Genomic DNA, 20,504 nt, shown 5'->3' on the forward strand with positions numbered 1-20,504 from the left:
AATCATACACCTATTTTCAAACATTTCAAGTATTTTGTAGCAAACCAATGGCATAAAGAATGACAATTTCATATTGTATCAAAGCAATACAGCCTTATAACCCTTTCCAATCTCATTACTATTGAAACGACCTATTCAGTTTTTCCTCACACCTGTGCTTTAAATCAGCGCTTCAAAATACTCCTATCCATAAAAAGATTTACACATAAAATGACACCCTACAAGTAAGGGTTTCAACCCCTACTTGTAGAGTGCCGTTTTTATCTTTCAACTAATAGGACATGCCCAAGACCACACACTTCAATCATTAATGATAAATCTTACTCCCTTGTGCTTTAAATGTCTCAGCCATTTCTTGCATACCTGCTATTTTGTCTTTATGCGCTTCTCGAATATTATGAGAAATGCGCATAGAGCAAAACTTCGGTCCACACATACTACAAAAATGGGCAACTTTTGCTGATTCTGCTGGCAGCGTTTCATCATGATACGCGCGCGCACGCTCTGGATCGAGTGACAAATTAAACTGATCCACCCATCTGAATTCAAAACGGGCTTTACTAATCGCGTCATCCCGGTCTGTTGCCCCTGGTAAGCCCTTCGAAATATCTGCGGCATGTGCTGCTATTTTATATGTGACCACACCGTCACGCACATCGTCTTTATTGGGTAAACCTAAGTGTTCTTTAGGCGTCACATAACACAACATTGCTGTGCCATGGCTTGCAATTTGTGCCGCACCAATGGCAGAAGTAATATGATCATAGGCAGGTGCAATGTCTGTCGTTAAAGGTCCTAGCGTATAAAACGGGGCTTCTTTACAATAAAAATCAGCCAAGTCTTGATTTTCTTTAATCTTATGCATTGGCACGTGCCCAGGTCCTTCAATCATCACTTGGACATCATATTTCCATGCAATATCTGTCAACTCACCTAATGTTTTCAATTCTGCAATCTGACTTTCATCGTTGGCATCGTAAATCGAACCTGGACGCAATCCATCACCAAGGGAAACAGCGATATCATAACGATTCAAGATTTGGCATATTTCTTCAAAATGTGTATATAAAAAGCTTTCTTCATGATGTGCCAAACACCACTGCGCCATGATAGAGCCTCCACGCGATACAATACCTGTCAGACGATCAACCGTTAATGGGACATAACGTAATAATACGCCCGCATGAATGGTAAAATAATCCACCCCTTGCTCAGCTTGTTCAATTAAAGTATCTCGATATATTTCCCAGGTTAAGTCTTCCGCGATACCGTTCACTTTTTCCAACGCTTGATAAATCGGCACCGTACCCACTGGGACTGGCGAGTTACGAATTAAATACTCCCGTGTCGCATGAATGTTTTTACCTGTCGATAAGTCCATCATCGTATCCGCACCCCAATGAATCGCCCAGACTAACTTTTCAATTTCTGCTTCAATAGATGAGGACACGGCAGAGTTACCGATATTCGCGTTAATCTTCACTTGAAATTTTTTACCGATAATCATGGGTTCTGATTCAGGATGATTGATGTTGTTCGGAATAATCGCGCGCCCTCTCGCAATCTCATCTCTGACAAATTCTGGACTGACATTTTCACGCGCTGCAACGAACTTCATTTCTTTAGTGATGATACCTTGTTTCGCATAATACATTTGTGTCACGCGTTTACCCTCTTGTGCACGTCTCGGTTGATATTTGAATGGATGTTCAACAATATTTTTATGTGTTTCTGAATGGTAACCGTTGTCGATCGATTGCACACGACGGCCTTCATAATGTTCGACATCTTGACGGGCTTCAATCCAATCTGTGCGCAGTGCCGGAATGCCTTTCGTGACATCGACTTCATACGTGTCATCATGATAAGGTCCCGCTGTATCATAGACGACGAAAGGTTCATTTTCCGTTGTCCCTTGTTCAGTTACCGTTTCAGACAAGGCGATTTGGCGAAATGGGACTTGAATATCCGCATCCTCACCTTGCTTAAAAATACGTTGACTTGCTGGAAAGTTTTTCTTTAATTCAATTTGTTCTTGTTTCATTCCATTAACCCCCTCTGACTTCACTAAGAGGCATTAACAACACTGAAAATAATAGGCAAAATAAAAACGCACTCAGAATAATTCTAAAGTGCGTACGAAAACGAACGAATATGATGTAAAGTCCATCTGAATCTGAAACAGTCGACATGTCACACATCGTGCAACCCCCGTCACATTCAGATAAACGATATTTTGATTAACGTTTCGTTTGCTTCCCTACGCTAGTATGATCTAGATCAGGTTCAAAGGGTTGAGGCGTATACCTCTTTCAGCGCATCAATGGCACCCCTAGCAAGTTCCATAATTAAGTTTTTCAACAGTATCGTATCACTAAAAATGTAAAATGACAATTACTATCATAAAATTGATTTAATTGTTTTATTTTTGTCATTTGATTCATTTAGAGATTGAACTTTACTAAACAAACAAAAGAGAGGATGGGGTATAAAAATTATTTGATGCTATTGATACAGCGTTTTTGTTAAACTTGCCCTCTCCCAAGAATTGTGTTTTTGATTGCCTTCATGGCTTCGCTTTCCAAGGGGCTGGCCCTTCAACTCAATTCGGCTTGATTGAGATGTACACTTGAACGATGCCGAATTGGATTTTGGGAGCAGTACAGAAATCTCATGTGCAACAAAGATTTCGTCGTACTGCCCCCGCAAGGCTGACTAGACTTCTCAAAAGCGAGCGCATTGAGAAGTCAGACAGCTACTGCGATAAACAGGAACCACTATTAAAGAGTAGAAATCATATTTAGATTTTTATTTTATCCCTCAGGAGTCTCAGCCTTCTGGGCAATCTTATACAAATACAGCGAAACTGAGGGTTGATGAAATCAAGAAAACAATAGCATCACTTTTTATATCCCATTCACCCTCATTTTCTGACTGCTTTAAAATCATGAATGAATCATCAATTTATGAATGGATTAGGGCTAAAATTCTTTTTATCTCCATCCCCTTACTTTTCACTTGGGTTTATAAAATAGGTGAGAGTAGTTTCGCAATCGACTGCTTAAACTTCACCCAATTTGAGCGTTGCGCATAGCGTTCAGGTGTCAGCTTTTTAGACACTTTCAAATCTTCATTAAACGCATCGATTAACTGTTGCGCAATCTCTTCGTTATACATAATCGCATTGACTTCAAAGTTCAGTTTAAAGCTCCGTTCGTCCATATTTGCTGAACCGACCGAAGCCACCTCACCATCAATGACCATCATTTTCGAATGAATAAAACCATTTTCATACGTATAGACATTGACACCATCTTTCATCAATAATGCGACTGTCGTTAAGGTTGCCCAATGCACGAACGGTTGGTCTGGCTTGTTCGGTACAATCAAGTGAACCTCTACACCTGATTTGGCAGCAATACGTAACGCATTGACAAACCCAATATCTGGTACGAAATAAGGGGTATGCATGTAAATGGAAGACTTCGCATTCATAATCATTTTCAAATAAGCAAATTCCAGTTGTGGCCATTCACGATCCGGTCCACTTAATCCGAGCTGTAATGCAACATTGCCGTCTTTTCGTGCATTTTTCGGGAAATAACGCGAAATGTATTTCAACTGTTGGTCTTCATCGACTTGTGAATTCCAATCGTGAATAAAGCTTAATTGTAAAGCATCTACACCATCACCTTGAATGCGCAAGTGGGTATCACGCCAGTAGCCCAATTTTTGATCTAAACCGAGATATTCATCGCCTACATTAAAGCCTCCGACATATCCAATATCGCCATCAATCACGACATTTTTACGGTGGTTCCGATTGTTCACACGGAAATTGATAAATGGAATGATTTTCGCATGGAAAAAGGCTTCCACTTCAACACCTGCATCCACCAAACCTTTTAATTTTGACTTTCTCAATTGTTTAGAACCGACTGCATCATACAACAACTTCACTTCGAGGCCTTCCCGAGCTTTATCTTTCAAAATTTGTAGTATCTCAGTGCCTAACCCATCCATATTTAAAATATAAAACTCCATATGAATATATTTTTGCGCTTCTTTCAAGTCTTGTTTCATTTGATTAAATAATTCATGACCATCTGTAAAAATGGAGACATGATTGTTTTCACTTAAAAAGCTCGCTTCTCGTGTTAACATCATTTCAACCAAATCAGACTGCTTCTCTACTACAGGATCATCTGTACTAAATTGTTTATTTTTAAAGTCGTCTTTTTGATTTTTAACACGAGTTCGCGCATCTTCCACCTCTTTACTTTCATCATAGCGTGTTTGTTTCAATTTGACCGCCCGACCAAAGAAGAGATATAACAAGAAGCCAAATGTCGGCATAATAAATAGCAACAGCAACCATGCCCATGTTGATGTGGCATCCCGACGATCTCTTTCCATAAAAATAATTACGAACGCGAGCACAATATTCACAAGAAAAACGGCGCCTAAAAAGATGCGATAAATCGTATTCACGGCAGGATCAAATATGAGTTGCATTGCGAAAACCTCCTTTACACTGATTTCAATCATATATTTTATCAATCACATTCATCAATATATCACTTTTGAATTTATCTTCATATTCTTTCACGTTTTTATTATTTTAGTATACACTGAAGTAAATAAATAAGGAGGTTTTTCAATGAATTATACCAAATATATTTCTTCGCAAGACGGCACGCAGCTTTATACGAAAATCAATACCGCCGATGAATTATTCCCTTTTGGTGATGAAACAATCAATGTCATTATTGTGCACGGTTTAGCTGAACATCTTGATCGTTACGATGAATTGACTGATTATTTGGTCAACTATGATTACAATGTCATTCGTTACGATCAACGCGGTCATGGGCGTTCTGAAGGACCGAGAGCTTATTATGACAATAAAGACCAAATTATTGAAGATTTAACAGCCGTAACAGACTATGTGAAAGCCCATTTTGAAGGTAAAATATTCTTAATCGGTCATAGTATGGGCGGTTTTGCTGTCTCTATGTTTGCGACACGTTTCCCTGGTCGTGTCGACGGTATCATTACATCAGGTGCAGTGACACGTGATAACAACCAATTATTTGAAGAAGCGTATGGAGAACGTAAAATTCCAGCCGATACATACTTTCCAAATGACATGAGCGACGGCCTATGTTCAGATCCACATGTCGTAGAAAATTATCAGCGTGACGACCTCGTATTAAAAGAAGTATCGATGGGCTTAACCTACGCGATTATTGATGGCGTCATTGAATTAAAATCTAAACCCAATGACTTTGTAGATGATGTGCTCATTATGCACGGCACAGCAGATGGCCTCGTCAATCCCCAAGATGCCTTACAATTTTATAGTGAAATCGCATCAGAACATAAATCATTACGCCTATACGACGGTTTAGAACATGAACTTTTCAATGAATCTCATTACAATAACGTCATTTTTGAAGATGTCGCAAGCTGGATTACAGAAGTGACCGCACGTAAAAATCAATTTTAAATATTTATATGTATATGAACAAAAGGCAGTGAGTGCTCTAACTGGTGCTATGCTCTCACTGCCTATGCTTATAATTAAAACAGCTCTAGTTGTGAATAATCATCACTATTATTAAGTTCATCAATTTTTTCTAATTCGTTTGCAATTCTAGTCACAATAGGGACTACTAAAGCGTTACCCATAACAAAATATCTCATACGGTCTGGCATGTCATTAGTCCAATTATCAGGAAATCCATTGAGACGCTCAGCTTCTACTGGTGTTAATATCCTATACTTCTCTTTATCTTTGATAAAATGAGTACTTCTATTAATAGAACCTTCACTAGTTAACATTGTACGCGCTGGCAAATCTAGTGAATCCGTTTCAGACATACCACCTTCTGAAAAATAATACTCGTGTCCAGTTTTTGAAGTTCTTAATATCTTTTTCGGTCCACGTAAATATTTAAACTTTTCAATTTTCTCTTTTGACATTTCATAATCAGGAGAAACTTTCTCCTCCAAGATATCCTTTAAAGGAATAAATTTTTCATATATCGGAATTGTATCAATAGTTAATACTTCTCCATTTTTCATAATTCCAGAGTTGAAAAATTGAAAACTAAAATTATCAGATGTCTCTACTATATCCCTGTTAAGGTAAACGTTAGAAACACGACTTTTGCTCGCTTTATTTTCAACTGGAAATGCACTCGCAAACAGTCCTCTCTTAAATACAATTTCTTCTAACGCATATTTAGACATTTCATTGGCGTAATTCAATGTACGTCTATACCCAAATATAAACACTCTTCTCCTTCTTTGGGCATTACCATAATCTGCTGCATTGATAATACGCCATTCCACATCGTATCCGAGCTCATTTAAAGTAGATAGCATAACACCAAAATCTCTTCCTCTTTGCTTAGAAGGCGATTTTAATAATCTGTCGACGTTTTCTAGTAATATATACTTGGGAATTGTATTTTGTATAAATCTAACAATTTGCCAGAACAGTACACCTTTTTTCCCTTGAATCCCCAATTCTCCACTTAAGCTTCTAGCCACCGAGTAATCTTGACAAGGAAATCCACCAACTACCATATCTGCTTTAGTATCAGCCATTTCTTTATCTGAAACTTCTGCTATATCAACATTAGAATGCACACCATCCTTAAATCTAGTTACATAGCAGTCAAATGCATGCTGAACTTTTCTAGATGGTTCCCATTGATTAGCCCATATAACCTCAAATTTTTTTGAGTTAGTATTCTCTAACCCTAGTCGAAAACCACCAACACCAGCAAATAACTCTGCTACTTTCATTTTACTCATTTTAAAGCTCCTTATTAATAATGAATGCATACATTATACCGAACGATCGTTCTGTAGTCAATTTATATCAATTTTGTTTCCAGAGATCGTTTCATAATAATAGCTACTTCAATAAGTCTTTTACTTGCTCATTAATATACGAATTATTTAACCAAAAACATTGCTTAGTCATCCAATTATCAGAGTAACTTTCTCCTTTAGGCCTATTTGTCCATTGAATGGCTGTAGGTAATTCATCTGAATACTTCCCATTTACTGTATAATCTCTCATATTTGTATGTGGCCTCACATGACATATTTTATCATCTTTTAATGTGATGAAATTGTTTTTTATTTTCCAACCATCCTTTGTGTTATTCTGTCGTACCGCTGTTAATTGAACGCCATCCCTAATTTTCTTTTTAGTATCTTCCCACATACTTTTTATAGTAGTTTCAATTAATTCTTCAGGAATGGAGTGGAATTTTACTCCTTTAAACATCACATTATCCTCTTCTTCTTTAAACACTACAAATAAAAAGTGAGTATCTAACAAAAATGAATGCCACGTAGCAGTAGCTTCACCCAATTCATTTTCCCACTCCTCATTAGCAAGCTCTTTAAATTTAAAAGCAGGGAATGACATACTTTCTTTATTCTTATTATTTTGATTAAATTGTACTGTTTTAACCGCTATTGATGCCTTTTCAAATTCCTCAATATCACCAAATGACGAAGAAATTGTATTATTACCGTTCAAATTCAACATTGCCATCGCAACTGTATTATTAATTCTTTTATTTTTTTCACGTTTTTCGGGAGGGATTTCAAAATAATCACACAATTTTTGTAGTGACCAACCGATATATGGCTCAAATTTTTCTTCAATTAATTCGTATATATTTTTCTTTTCTAACTCTATTGGATTTTTAATAATAGAGTCACTTTTTTTATCCCCAAATACATAATCACGTAATAACGCTGTTACAAATCCTGCCTTTAGTGAAAACGCCCTACTCTTGGCTTTAATATCCGATTTAGGTTGAGTTCGTAACGTTTTTCCATTTTTTCCTTTTGTACAAGGTGATAAGTACTGAAAATGTCTTTCACTCAATTCATGAGCTCGTCCCTCTTCAACAAATTGTTTTATCTTTTCCCAGTCTTTTTTTATAACCTCAAAATCTTTTTTATTATTTCTCATTTGATAAAGTATTACTTCTTTAATCGACCAAAACTTTTTATCTAAATTGGGTTCGTTTTCATAAAATGCAATCTCTAGGGTACCATTTTTCATCAAGAAATGACTTGTATCAAATCTCTCGTCTATTAAATCATGATAATTTATCATATTTAATACTAATCTCTCTTTTGCACTGTATTTATTATTTTTCACCTTTTTAAATGGAGTCGCCTTCAACTCCACTCCTGCTTCCTCCATATCTGGCTTACTTTCATTATCTGGTGATTTACCGAACCAATTTTCAAACGCATCTCCAAACGAACTTTTCTTACTTTTAACATAACCTTTAACACTTAATTCTTCTAGTGTCATCCCTTTTGCTTCAATTGCTCTGTTATGTACTTCCTCTTTTGTTAAATATTGTCTTTCCAATTCAAACACCATCCTCTTGCCCTTCATCTTTTCAATTAATTTTACCATAATAAAAAATCAAAAATAGAGATCAATTTTTAAAGACAGGCTATAAAGTCTATTTATATTCCGATACTTTCCCACTTGCACATCCAAACATGTCATTGTACATTTGATGAAAAGGGACAAGGTGTCTGACGCCATATCCCATACTCAATACATTTTTAAGGAGAACAACATGAAACCAGTTTATTTCAACCATGATGGTGGTGTAGATGATTTAATTTCGTTATTTTTACTTTTACATATGGATGATGTGCAACTTATCGGCGTAAGCGCTATTGGGGCAGACAGTTATGTAGAACCTGCAGAAAGTGCATCACGAAAAATCATTAATCGCTTCTCAAAATATCCACTAGATGTGGCAGCTTCTGAAGAACGTGGAAAGAATCCATTTCCGAAAGAGTGGCGTATGCATGCCTTTTTCATGGATGCATTACCGATTTTAAATGAACGTGTGTCGGTACAATCTCGTTTGAGAGACATTCATGCTTATGAAGATATCATTGAACGTATCGAAAATGCGAACGAACCAGTAACGTTATTATTTACAGGACCTTTAACGGACTTAGCGAAAGCGTTAGAAGTGGCACCACACATTACGCAAAAGATTGAACGTCTCGTGTGGATGGGCGGTACATTTTTAGAGCGTGGTAATGTCGAAGAACCTGAACATGATGGCACAGCGGAGTGGAATGCCTTTTGGGATCCTGAAGCTGTAGAAACTGTGTTCAACAGTGACATCGCGATTGATATGGTCGCATTGGAAAGTACGAACCAAGTCCCATTAACATTAGATGTCCGTCAAATGTGGGCAGATGAACGCCATTATCCAGGTGTGGACTTTTTAGGTGTAAGTTATGCCGCCGTTCCACCACTGACTCATTTCCAAACGAACTCCACTTACTTTTTATGGGATGTATTGACGACAGCTTATATTGGTAAACCTGAGCTCGTTAAAAAGGAAAAAGTGAAGGCGTCTGTTTATACGAAAGGACCGAGTCAAGGTCGCACATACCTTGATGAAGCACATGGACGTGAAATTCAAGTGATCAATCATGTCGAACGTGATGCCTTTTTCCAATATATTACGAATTTAGCAAAAAAAGTTGGTAAGGATTTATAAGTCACATTTAATAAAAAAGAGGCTATGGATGTTTTGAAAATGTCCAAGCCTCTTCTTTTTTATTCAGTTATTGAAGTTTGTTCGTAAAATTTGAGTTTAAAGTCAAAGTGATAATGTTCTTGCAATAAACGGTACTGCTCGGGTAATTCCGGTCCACAACTATTCGTGCCGATACCGCTTTGTGCTGTATCAATATGCAGGTAACTTACGCCTGTTTCTTCTAATTCGTCATCATGATTTGCTTCGGTCAACATCGCATCGGAATACGGCTTGGCGTTCATACTAAATGGCGTGTCTGACCAAACCGCACATGTATAGTTTGCGTCACTTAACCCTACATAAGTGGTGTCGATATGCGCACCGACCTCTTGAGGGAAGACGGGATGTTCGTATTGATCACGCACTGTCGTATGAAAAGCAGCTAAATAACTCGCTTCTTGCTTATCTTGATAGCTTTCAAATGGGCCTTGTCCATAATACGTCAATGCTTGGAAGCGGTCTGGCAAGCTGAACGTTACACCTAACCTTGGTAAGCTCGGCATGCGCACGTCTTTCTTTAATTGATGTGCCACATGGATTGTACCGTCTTCGTAAACCGTCCATGTCACTGTCCCCTCAACTAAACGCGGACGTGAGGCTTCCACCATACTCATATCAAATGCGATAGTCACTTGCCCTTCCTGTTGTTGCACATTCGTTTGATACACTTTCGAATAAGCTGTATCATATTTCGCTGTACGCCAACCTTGTTGAATTTGAATATCATTGTCCGTCGGCGCACGCCAAATGTTCAACTGGCTCCCTTCTGACAGTAATGTTGTCTGTTGATGAGACACTTGTTGTAAGCCACCTGTCCGTTTATCGAATATATAACACCAAGGTCCACGCACCACTTGAACCGTCTTTTCAGTCTCTTGTACATTTAAAGCATCGACATTGGTTTCCAGTACAAAATGCGTACTCGTGAGACGTTGAAAGATGATTTGGTCATGACCTAACACTTCACCTGGCGTCAATAAAGGATGATCTGCCTTTAAAATATATTGAATTGTACATGTGCTCAAGTCGTTCATATCGTGATGAAGATATGGCGCAATATCCAACTCACATTGCACATGTGGTTCAATATGAGGCGCATCCACTGTCAATGTGGCTGTCTCACCTATTTTCGTTGTCACCGTTATTTTGAGCGTCACATAGTCATGAATATTCGTAAAGTCTAATTTGTTTTTAAACGTTAAACGCGTGCCTTCATGTGCTACACAAACGAGTGGACGATGCACTTGTTGAAACTCGTAATAACCTGCATGTGGCGTACGATGTGGACTGACAATACCATCCACACAGAAATGACCATCGTGTACTTTCTCACCAAAATCGCCGCCGTAACGATACATTGGATGTCCGTCTTTCATTCCTACTTGTACAGCATGGTCGCACCATTCCCATACAAAACCGCCGATAAAACTATCATAACGTTCCATCAAGTCATGATACGCCTGTAACCCACCTGGCGAATTCCCCATCGCATGGGCATATTCACATAAAACGAAAGGCTTATCTAAGTTCGGTTTCGTTAAATAACGCGCTTCAATTTCTTCTGGTGACGGATACATGCGTGAAATCATATCTAAATTTGAACGATCATGATGTGGTGCGGCATAATGAGCCCCTTCATAATGGAGTGGACGTGATGCATCCAACGCCTTCGCATGTGCGAGACCTCGTTCCATATTACAACCATAACCGGATTCATTCCCCATTGACCACGAAATAATCGAACTGAAATTTTTAAACGGCACAATCGATGCATCAATACGATCAACGACAGCTTGTTCATAACGGGGATCATCCATGATCAAATTGAAGTCATCTAAGTTTTCATCACCGTATAACAGGACCACGCCATGTGTTTCTAGATCCGCTTCACTCATCACGTAAAAGCCATATTGATCGGTCAACTCATAAAAGCGCGGACTTTTCGGATAATGTGCGGTACGAATCGCATTAAAATTCGCTTTTTTCATTAATGTTAAATCTTCTATTAATCGTGCTTCTGACACGGTGTAGCCTGTTTTAGGATCACTATCATGATAATTCACACCACGTAATTTGACCGACTGACCATTAATCCATAATTGTTGTTGCGCAATCGTCACTTCACGAATTCCGATGCGCTGTATCAAATACTCACGCCCTGCTTTAATGACAAGTGTATAGAGTACAGGGTGTTCAGCACTCCACAATTGCGGTTGGGAGACCGCAATCCGTGTCTTTTCCTTACTTAGCGTCCCTTCTGTCACTTGATTTTGTTCGGGATCAAACAATTGAAACGTCATCGTAAGCGCATCTGTCGCATCTTGAATATCAACATCGATATAAGCTTCGTGCGCGTGGAGACTTGTATGAATTTGATAATCATTGATGCGTTCACGTTCACGACCCAAAATGTAGACATCTCGATAAATTCCTGAATGACGAAACATATCTTGGTCTTCGAAATAAGTCGCATCTGAGTATTTCAATACGAGTACAGCAATCCGGTTTTCCCCTTCTGTTAAAAGTGCAGTGATATCAAATTGTGAGCGTGCATGAGAGATTTGTGCATAACCTACAAATTGATCGTTCACCCAAATGTAGTGCGCGCCACTCACCCCTTCAAAAGTCAGATGATAATCTAAATCTGCCTGATAATTTTTAATCGTAAACGTCTTTTCATAATAACCACACGCACTCTCATTCGGAACATGCGGTGGATCAAACGGAATTGGAAATTGCACATTGCAGTATTGTAGTTGATCGTAGCCTTGTAAATTCCATACACTAGGCACCGCAATCGTATCCTGTCCTCCTAATGCCGCACGTTGTTGAAATTGTGCCAACGACGAAAAATATTGAAATTGCCATGCGCCATTTAACGAAGTCACACGTTGCATCTCATGGCGTTGTGTCCCCGACTGATATTCCTCCAAACTCGTAAAAGGCAAGTGATAAGCTGTACGTGGTAGCAAGTTGACATGTTGCGTATGAACATCTGTATGAAATGTCAGTTCCATAAGACGACCTCCTTATTGTTTCATTGTTTCATCATGCGATTGAATCATTGCTGTGCTGCATCATCGTTATGCACATTTCTAAACGCTTAAAAGTAACGATGCCGCTTTATTTTTATGTTTTTCTGGCATTAAACACGCGTTTCTACTATTTAATTAAAAGCGCTTTCACAAAGATAACGATATCACGTTTATTTCACATCGAAAATTGCGGAATGATGATATTTAATGGAATTATGTTTCCTGATTTTATAAATTCCGGAAACATAGAGCTACATTTTATGAAGATGCACGTGCGCATTGAGACAAAATCAGTCAGTCATTCTTGCATGAAATACCTGCACCAATCAGGTGATGTATTCGTGGCTTACGTTGTCTAAAAGCACAAAATCTATGTTGCTTTCGTCTAAATAGAACGCCATCGAAAGGCAATGATTTCAATGTATGGGGCTTAAGCGCGGGATAAATAAGAATGTAAATGATATTCAATAAAAGTTATAAATCTTAACATTTTATTAATTAATCACTTTAAAATACAAATTATATATTCATAATCAAAAAAATTTCGTATAATAAAAAACATCTTCACAATTGAGGAGGGATCACTTTGAGAGATATTCATCACCTCAAAGCACATGGTTACCGACAGCTTGGATTAGGAATGATCGCTTTATTAATTGTATTGGCGCTCGGACGCTTTGCATATACCCCTATATTACCATTCATGCAACTGGATACGGGATTAGATAATGAAAATGTAGGTTTGCTAGCAACATTCAATTATTTAGGTTACTTAATCGGTGCAATACTGCCGAATTTATATACACTTAAAAATAAAGTTTTCGATATGAAATGTTCCTTACTGCTCAACGTAGCCACTATCATATTATTTGGTTTAACCCATCATTTCGCCATTTGGTCGCTACTGCGATTATTAAACGGTATCTCTGGCGGTGTCGTCTTTGTACTTGCGTCGACAATCGTGCTAGAAGCCTTACACTTAGCATGTCGAGAAAGTATTGCCGGTTTATTGTATAGCGCGATTGGCCTTGGATTATTTATTAGTAGTTTATTCATTTTCTTTTACACCGATGTTGAACATTGGCGACAAACGTGGCTGATTCTCGGAAGTTTTGCTTTCGTTTTAGCGCTGATTGTCACAGTTAGAATGCGTGAAAACCCAGTGCCCACGACTGACGAGACAAGCACATGCCCCGTCTCCAAGCCTAAAATACGTTACACCAAAAAGTTTTACATCGCTTTTGCACTATCTTATTTTTGTGAAGGTGCCGGCTATATTATTACCGGAACTTTCCTCGTCGCCATCATAAAAATGATACCACCACTTTCTGAATATGCAGCACTCAGTTGGATGTTTGTCGGACTCGGTGCTATGCCCGCAACAGTATTATGGTTGTTCGTTTCACAGCGTATCGGTATATTTCTTTCCGTAGTTATCTCGTTTTCATTACAAATTATTGCCGTACTGATGCCTGTACTCACCTCAAATGCCATTGCCATTGCGCTCAGTTCAATGATATTTGGCGCGACCTTTTTAGGAATGACGACACTTTTTATGTCTAAGTCACACCAGATTACTTTCGAAACAAAAGGTGCAAATTTAGTTTCAATGATGACCTTTATTTATAGTTTAGGTCAAATGATTGCTCCCTTTTTCTCCGGTATGTTAATCGAACACACACGTAGCTACGACACAGCGCTGTTTTTAGCAGCAACGATTTTATTGATTGGGATTTTCAGCAGTTTTTATGCCAAACGTCACGCCCAACCGATACACATCCAATAAATATGATTAAAACCTCATCTATCAACACTTTAATACAACGCTTTTCATTGATTTAGACACGTTTTAACATCACAAAAATGACGTTATAAATGAACTCGTTTCATTGAATTCACATCATTTTGACGTCAAACAAACCTTGATTGATGACCATCTTCCAACTTGTGTAAAAACTTGAGGATATCAAACATTAATTTTTCCCGGTCGCTATGCCAAATCTCGAACATTTAACAATGATACAGGAGGCATAAAACTGACAAGCAGACTAACATGGTTTGAATTCCGAAAAAAGCACCTTGACCGCTGGATTTAAAAATCCTAACAATCAAGGTGCTTTTCTTATCTTAAAAATGGCTGAGACCTTTTTACTACACGGCCTTGCACATTGTAAAACACGTTTTCTTTTCATCAACTTTGCGCGCGCATCGGATAGACTACACGCCTAAAATCGACTTCATCAACAAACCGATGACCACAGTCGTTGCGATCAAGAAAAACCCCGGAAGTAAAAAGCTCGTTATCCGTGTCGAATGCGTTTCATCCACATCAACCGCAAATAAAATCGTTGGTTGTGCTGGTATCACAAAGTTCACGTTCAACGTTTGCACGATTGCGATAAAATATATCGGTGAAATCCCTAAACTTAAAACAATCGGAACGACAATCGATGCCGTCGCAGATTGGGAAATGACAATCATCGCCAAGCAACCAATCAATATCATCATGAGCCAAGGCGCTTGTGCAACCAATTGCCCCGTGCCCGATTCCAACATTGCTCGGTTCGCAGGTGCACTGAAAATCGTAGCACCTAACCATCCCGGTCCAAGTACCGCAAAGATAGCGCCTATCGCTGCTTGTGTAATGTGCGTCGTTAAAATTTGGTTCGGTTGGACTTTCGTGAGCAGTATATTGATCATCGCACTCATGTACATCAAAAGTTGAACGAGATCTGTCATTTGTAATTGAACCGTTTTTCCATCGATATGAAATGTCGGCCCTATTGAAGGAAAAATGCCAAACATCAAAATACAGCCTACCGCAACGACAAACATCAAAACGCCCAACTTGACACGTTTTCCATAGGCTTTCTCGCCATTATCCGTTTGGTGCGCCATTTGTTGCAATAAGGTTTGTGCATGTTGCGCATCCATTTTTGTCCGCCCAATAAACGTATTGAAACAGCTCAACATCAACATGCTCAACAGCGCCGTCGGTAACACGATAGAAAGGTATTGTCCCATCGTAATCCCGAATCCAGCAAACTCCGAAATGATATACGCTGTCGCTGAAGCAGCTGGACTACATAATAAGGCGATATTTGCAGTTAATACAGATGCTGTCAAAGCCTTCTTAGGGTAAATGCGCGCTTTTAAAGCCGTTTTCGCAATAATAGGCTCTAAAGATAACGCGATATTTGTCGTCCCGATCCCAAAGACAAACACAAATACAATCATAGGGGCAATAAAGATAATCGACTTCGGAAAGCGTTCAATCATTTTTGAAGCCAGATGGACTAAATAATCAATCCCCCCTGTGGCTTGTAATGTCCCTCCAGCGATACCAATAGATAATATAATCAACACCGCTGTTACAGGGGCCGAACCTGGGGGTAAACCGAAACCAAAAACCATGACCAACTGCGCGACGAGCGCAAAAATCCCGCAACCGAGCGCCCCCGCAGTACGAAGGCCCAACACAATTGCGAGAATCATGATTATAATTTCTATCATAAAAAGAAGCATTTTCTCTCTTCCTCTTTTCTAATTTTTATGTGAATATTTTAACATAATTATCTACTCACTTTAAGCGCATCTTGTCACCATTCTTGACCAAAATGGAACAATTGCATCATATTAATTAGAAAAAAGGTGATTTCATGATAGATGACTGATTTTCATCGTCAGCGTTAGATCAACGTTTTTAAAAATGCGCGAATCTCATCAGCCATTTCTTCGTCACGTAAAGCATATTGAATCGTTGTTTTCACAAACCCTATTTTTTCTCCAACATCAAAACGTTCACCTTCGAAGCGATATGCATAAACTTTTTGATCATGATTTAATCGTTCTATCGCATCTGTTAATTGAATTTCCCCACCTGTGCCTTCTTCTTGATTTTCGAGATAATCAAAAATTTCAGGTGTAAGGACATAGCGTCCCATAATGGCCAAATTAGAAGGTGCTGTTCCGGGCTCCGGTTTCTCAACAAATTGCGTCACTTCATAACGACGACCTTGTTGACTTTTTGGATCTACAATCCCATAACGCGATGCTGCTTCTTCTGGGACTTCTTGCACACCGATGACTGATTTTCCTGTTTGTTCATACTCTGCCATTAATTGTTGAATGGCAGGTGTTTCTGATTCCACAATGTCATCCCCAAGTAATACCGCAAAAGGTTCGTTGCCAATGAACTGTTTGGCTGTCCATATCGCATGACCTAACCCTTTTTGCTCCTTTTGACGCACGTAAAACATATTCGCCAAACCCGTGGCATGTTGCACTTTCTTTAGCAATACTTCTTTCCCTTTTTCTGCCAAGTTCATTTCAAGTTCAATTTGATGATCAAAATGGTCTTCAATCGCACGTTTATGTTTCCCCGTCACGATAATAATATCTTCAATCCCTGCACGCACCGCTTCTTCCACAATATATTGAATCGTCGGTTTATCTAAAATCGGTAACATTTCTTTCGGCATCGCCTTTGTCGCAGGTAAAAAACGTGTCCCTAGCCCTGCTGCTGGAATGACTGCCTTCTTTATTTTTTTCATTTCCATCTCACCTTCTCTTAATTTAATTCAATACTGATTCAAATTCTTGATTCGATTGGTCATCAAACTTTTTAAAATCGAATGGCTTCAAGGACGTATCTCCGACTAACTTTCGTTGCATGCCTTGTACAAGACCCTCAACACTGTTATCTACAATAATTGCCTGATCATCATCCAAATATGCAATCGTTTCTTTTAGATTGACTGTAATTGCATCTGTTCCTATAGCAAGTGCTTCATAGACCACTAAACCTAATCCCTCATAATTAGATGAAAGAACAAATGCATCACAGTGTCTAAGCAATGCATATGGATTCGTTAATCCTCCTAAAATGACTATATTCTCATGTGCCCTAGAGTTTTTTACCCACTTAATCGTTTGTTCACGAAGCGGACCGTGCGGACAGATCATAATTAGAAAAACATTTGGATTCTCTATATATACTTTTTCAAACGCCGCTATTAGTTTATCATGTCCTTTTTGATAATCATACCGTCCTATATTAATAAACACTTTTACATCAGGATTAAATAAAGCATTCATCATTTTTATTTTGGATACTCTAAATTGTTTGTAAAACTCAACAGATGCCACTCCGATATCTAAATGGTCTTGGTAAAATTTTTCAATCGCCGCTCCTTGCATATCATAAAGGAAATTGAATCGTGCTTTTAATTTCTTTTCTAGAATTAACGCTTCATAGGTTTTGATGATTTGATGACGTGCTTGTTTTAATACAAATTTACCACGCTCTTTTTCAATTTCAGAAAGACTTTTCGGTAGATTTGTCTCTTGATATTGATGATATAACATCTGCGCCTCTGGATAATGTTGACTCACATCTGCTAGCTTATCTTCGTCAGTTTTAAATTGATGGTTTGCTGTATAAATTTCAACATTTTCATTATATGAATATTCAACATTTACATCCTTTAGTGTTTCAAACAAGTTTTGTTGTGCTAAACGTTTAACACGTGCTTCACCTAAAAAATTGTTGACCACCGTAACCTTATTCGCAATACCTTTTATATTTTTCACTAGCTTTTCACGAAGATTTTCATGGACTAATACGACTTTATCTGCCTTTTGATACGCTTTGAAAATAATTTTTCTACTATAATTTTTCTTAGCTTTATATTCTGCAAACATATCTGTGTGAACCCATATCGCTGTCTTTTGTCCAATGTATTGGAGCATGCCTGCATACTTTCTTTCAAATCCTGTATAATGGACAAACCAATCTATTTTTACATCTCCAAATATCCGGCTAAACTCTTCTTGAAATATTCGTTTCAACTGCTTATCAAATTGCTTTAAATTCATATATTCATTTTTCATGAATTGTTTTAATATTAGTCGATCTTTAAAATTACCATTGATTTCGCCATCAATAGGATAAAAATGGACATTTTCCGGTAAATTTTTAAGTCTTTCAAAGTATTCTGGCTTGGTTTGATGCTTTTCAAAAAAGCAAATATAATTTCGTTTTGTCGTATCGATATTTTCTAAGGTATTAATGAGCGCAGTTGTGACACCGTTATTCCAAAATCCGCCACTAACGATTGCCACTGTTTCCTTACCATTGTATAAGCGCTCAGTTGAAATCCATTCACTCGGTTGATTATTTATCATATGTTCAGCTACAATATCTGCGCCATTCACTTGATCAACTGCATTAAAACGTTGATTGATTTCCGTATAATTTACAGAATCAGGCAATACTGTTATTTCTTTCAATAATCCGGGTAATGTATTCACTTGGGCGAACGGATAACTTTGAATATCCTCATAAATACCACGTTCTTCTTGATATTCTTCAAAATCGTAAGTGTATAAAATAATGGGTTTATTTAAATTCGCATAGTCGTACATCACTGATGAATAATCTGTAATCAATCCATCTGTACCTGCTAAAAAAGTATAACTTTCAAAATGCTGCGGAAATGGTCTGATTTTTTTATAATTATTCTCAATTTCAACATTTTCAAATGGATGTAGTTTTACATAAATAATCGTATCGTCATCTAATTGTGATTCTAAATAATCAAACATTTCTTTGAGATGTGTTGAATTTTTAACTTGCCCCACCTTGCCTCTCCACGTAGGCATGTAAACTAAAACTTTTTTATCCTCTATCTTATAAAAACTTCGAACTTCTTCTCTACGATGTGATTGAAAAAATACATCATTACGTGGTGAAGGTCCCACAACCATTTCACCTTGATACACCCCTTCAAGATGTGATGTTTTTGCTAAAATATCTTTCGTATACGTATTGTTTACATAAATTCGGTTTGCCATATAATAGTTTCGTTGTACATTGGCCACATCAATCATATTCGGCATGTCTTTTCCCATATGTTTAAGAGGCGTCCCGTGCCAAATAATAAAATATTTTTGCTGTGGTCTTTTATTAAAAAATGGGTAAAATGTCGTGTCATTAATTAAAGTCCCTGCAATAGCTAATAATTCATAATAATGCTTCGATAAATGTTTAACATAATTCACTCTATGACCATACTGATTGATAAAGAATTCAGGCGTTTCCATACCGTCTTTGATTACAACATATATTTTTAATAATGGACTTTGTTTCAAAAGACTATCAACAAGATAAAAAATATGTCCCCCTAATGACTCTCCATGTACAGCCTCTAATACAATGATATTTGGATCGACTGGTTGTGTACGACGATGGTTCACGTAAGCAAATTTACCTTCATTGTTCCGAAAATTAGTGACTTTTTTCTTAAAGTTAATCTTTTTCATATGTATTACCCCTTCAAAAAATATAAGCGCTCATACTTCAATAGTAACTATTTTTATAAATTTTGTTTTGTGCAATCATGTATGATTATACTAAACTCAAAGTTAAAGTCTAGGATAAAATAAGCTTATCTTCTAAATTCTTTCATTGACGTTCACTTTTAAGGAAAAAGATTGGGAGTAATCTCTCACCAAAACATTAAAAAAGCCAGTAGATACGTTCAAATCGCATCTACTAGCTTTTGCTGAGATTTTGTTTAAATTTTTTACGAATAGAGGTTTATCTATCCACTGTCCATTTGCACAAATTTATTTTTCTTTTTTCTGTGTTGTATCTTTGACAGTGCCTTTAATTTGACCTGTTGCTTTTTCTGTCACACGACCTGAAATACTACCTTTTTGTTCTTCAGCCATAGTGTTTACTCCTTTCTTATTCAAGAATGTATTCATCTCTACTCATTACATCACGCTTTCCATCAACAATCAAATATTTAAATCATCCTTTTTCAAATTTATCACTCTACAATTA

The 20,504-nt window shown here is 37.7% G+C and carries 11 protein-coding genes and 1 riboswitch; of the genes, 3 read left to right on the forward strand and 8 right to left on the reverse strand.

The window, feature by feature from the left end:
• Positions 1–307: 307 nt before the first annotated feature.
• Positions 308–2,044 carry a phosphomethylpyrimidine synthase ThiC gene (gene thiC, locus B5P37_RS04860; RefSeq protein ID WP_085237174.1) on the reverse strand — a complete coding sequence of 579 codons (1,737 nt, stop codon included), beginning with the start codon at positions 2,042–2,044 and terminating at the stop codon, positions 308–310.
• A 196-nt stretch (positions 2,045–2,240) separates the two neighbouring features.
• Positions 2,241–2,344: riboswitch (TPP riboswitch) on the reverse strand.
• A gap of 680 nt (positions 2,345–3,024) precedes the next feature.
• Positions 3,025–4,515 (reverse strand): cardiolipin synthase, encoded by a 1,491-nt coding sequence (cls, locus tag B5P37_RS04865; protein WP_085237175.1) that lies wholly within the window; start codon positions 4,513–4,515, stop codon positions 3,025–3,027.
• Between the two features lie 145 nt (positions 4,516–4,660).
• Between cls and B5P37_RS04870 the strand changes: the two genes are divergently transcribed.
• Positions 4,661–5,509: an alpha/beta hydrolase gene (locus tag B5P37_RS04870; protein WP_085237176.1), complete on the forward strand. Its 849-nt coding sequence runs from the start codon at positions 4,661–4,663 to the stop codon at positions 5,507–5,509.
• A 74-nt stretch (positions 5,510–5,583) separates the two neighbouring features.
• On the opposite strand, the gene dcm is transcribed toward B5P37_RS04870, so the two are convergent.
• Positions 5,584–6,825: a DNA (cytosine-5-)-methyltransferase gene (gene dcm / locus B5P37_RS04875; protein ID WP_085237177.1), complete on the reverse strand. Its 1,242-nt coding sequence runs from the start codon at positions 6,823–6,825 to the stop codon at positions 5,584–5,586.
• A 103-nt stretch (positions 6,826–6,928) separates the two neighbouring features.
• Positions 6,929–8,428 carry a Sau3AI family type II restriction endonuclease gene (locus B5P37_RS04880; protein ID WP_169710780.1) on the reverse strand — a complete coding sequence of 500 codons (1,500 nt, stop codon included), beginning with the start codon at positions 8,426–8,428 and terminating at the stop codon, positions 6,929–6,931.
• Between the two features lie 205 nt (positions 8,429–8,633).
• On the opposite strand from B5P37_RS04880, the gene B5P37_RS04885 reads away from it, so the two are divergent.
• Positions 8,634–9,581, forward strand: coding sequence for a nucleoside hydrolase (locus B5P37_RS04885; protein WP_085237178.1), 948 nt, complete (start codon positions 8,634–8,636; stop codon positions 9,579–9,581).
• A gap of 59 nt (positions 9,582–9,640) precedes the next feature.
• Here B5P37_RS04885 and B5P37_RS04890 read toward each other — a convergent pair whose 3' ends face one another.
• Positions 9,641–12,637, reverse strand: a complete 2,997-nt coding sequence (locus tag B5P37_RS04890) for a glycoside hydrolase family 2 TIM barrel-domain containing protein (protein WP_085237179.1) — start codon at positions 12,635–12,637, stop codon at positions 9,641–9,643.
• Between the two features lie 604 nt (positions 12,638–13,241).
• Here B5P37_RS04890 and B5P37_RS04895 point away from each other — a divergent pair.
• A complete protein-coding gene (locus tag B5P37_RS04895) occupies positions 13,242–14,441 on the forward strand; it encodes a YbfB/YjiJ family MFS transporter (protein ID WP_085237180.1) in 1,200 nt (399 codons plus the stop codon).
• Between the two features lie 431 nt (positions 14,442–14,872).
• Here B5P37_RS04895 and B5P37_RS04900 read toward each other — a convergent pair whose 3' ends face one another.
• The 3 genes from B5P37_RS04900 to B5P37_RS04910 all read right to left on the reverse strand — a co-directional run bounded on the left by B5P37_RS04900 (position 14,873) and on the right by B5P37_RS04910 (position 19,978).
• On the reverse strand, positions 14,873–16,180 hold the full coding sequence (locus tag B5P37_RS04900) for an anaerobic C4-dicarboxylate transporter family protein (RefSeq protein WP_085237181.1): 1,308 nt from the start codon (positions 16,178–16,180) through the stop codon (positions 14,873–14,875).
• 164 nt (positions 16,181–16,344) lie between these two features.
• Positions 16,345–17,208 carry a UTP--glucose-1-phosphate uridylyltransferase GalU gene (galU, locus tag B5P37_RS04905; RefSeq protein WP_085238421.1) on the reverse strand — a complete coding sequence of 288 codons (864 nt, stop codon included), beginning with the start codon at positions 17,206–17,208 and terminating at the stop codon, positions 16,345–16,347.
• 22 nt (positions 17,209–17,230) lie between these two features.
• Positions 17,231–19,978, reverse strand: coding sequence for a CDP-glycerol glycerophosphotransferase family protein (locus B5P37_RS04910; protein ID WP_085237182.1), 2,748 nt, complete (start codon positions 19,976–19,978; stop codon positions 17,231–17,233).
• Between the last annotated feature and the right edge of the window lie 526 nt (positions 19,979–20,504).

This window comes from Staphylococcus lutrae (assembly GCF_002101335.1).
GTDB classification, from domain to species: Bacteria; Bacillota; Bacilli; order Staphylococcales; family Staphylococcaceae; genus Staphylococcus; species Staphylococcus lutrae.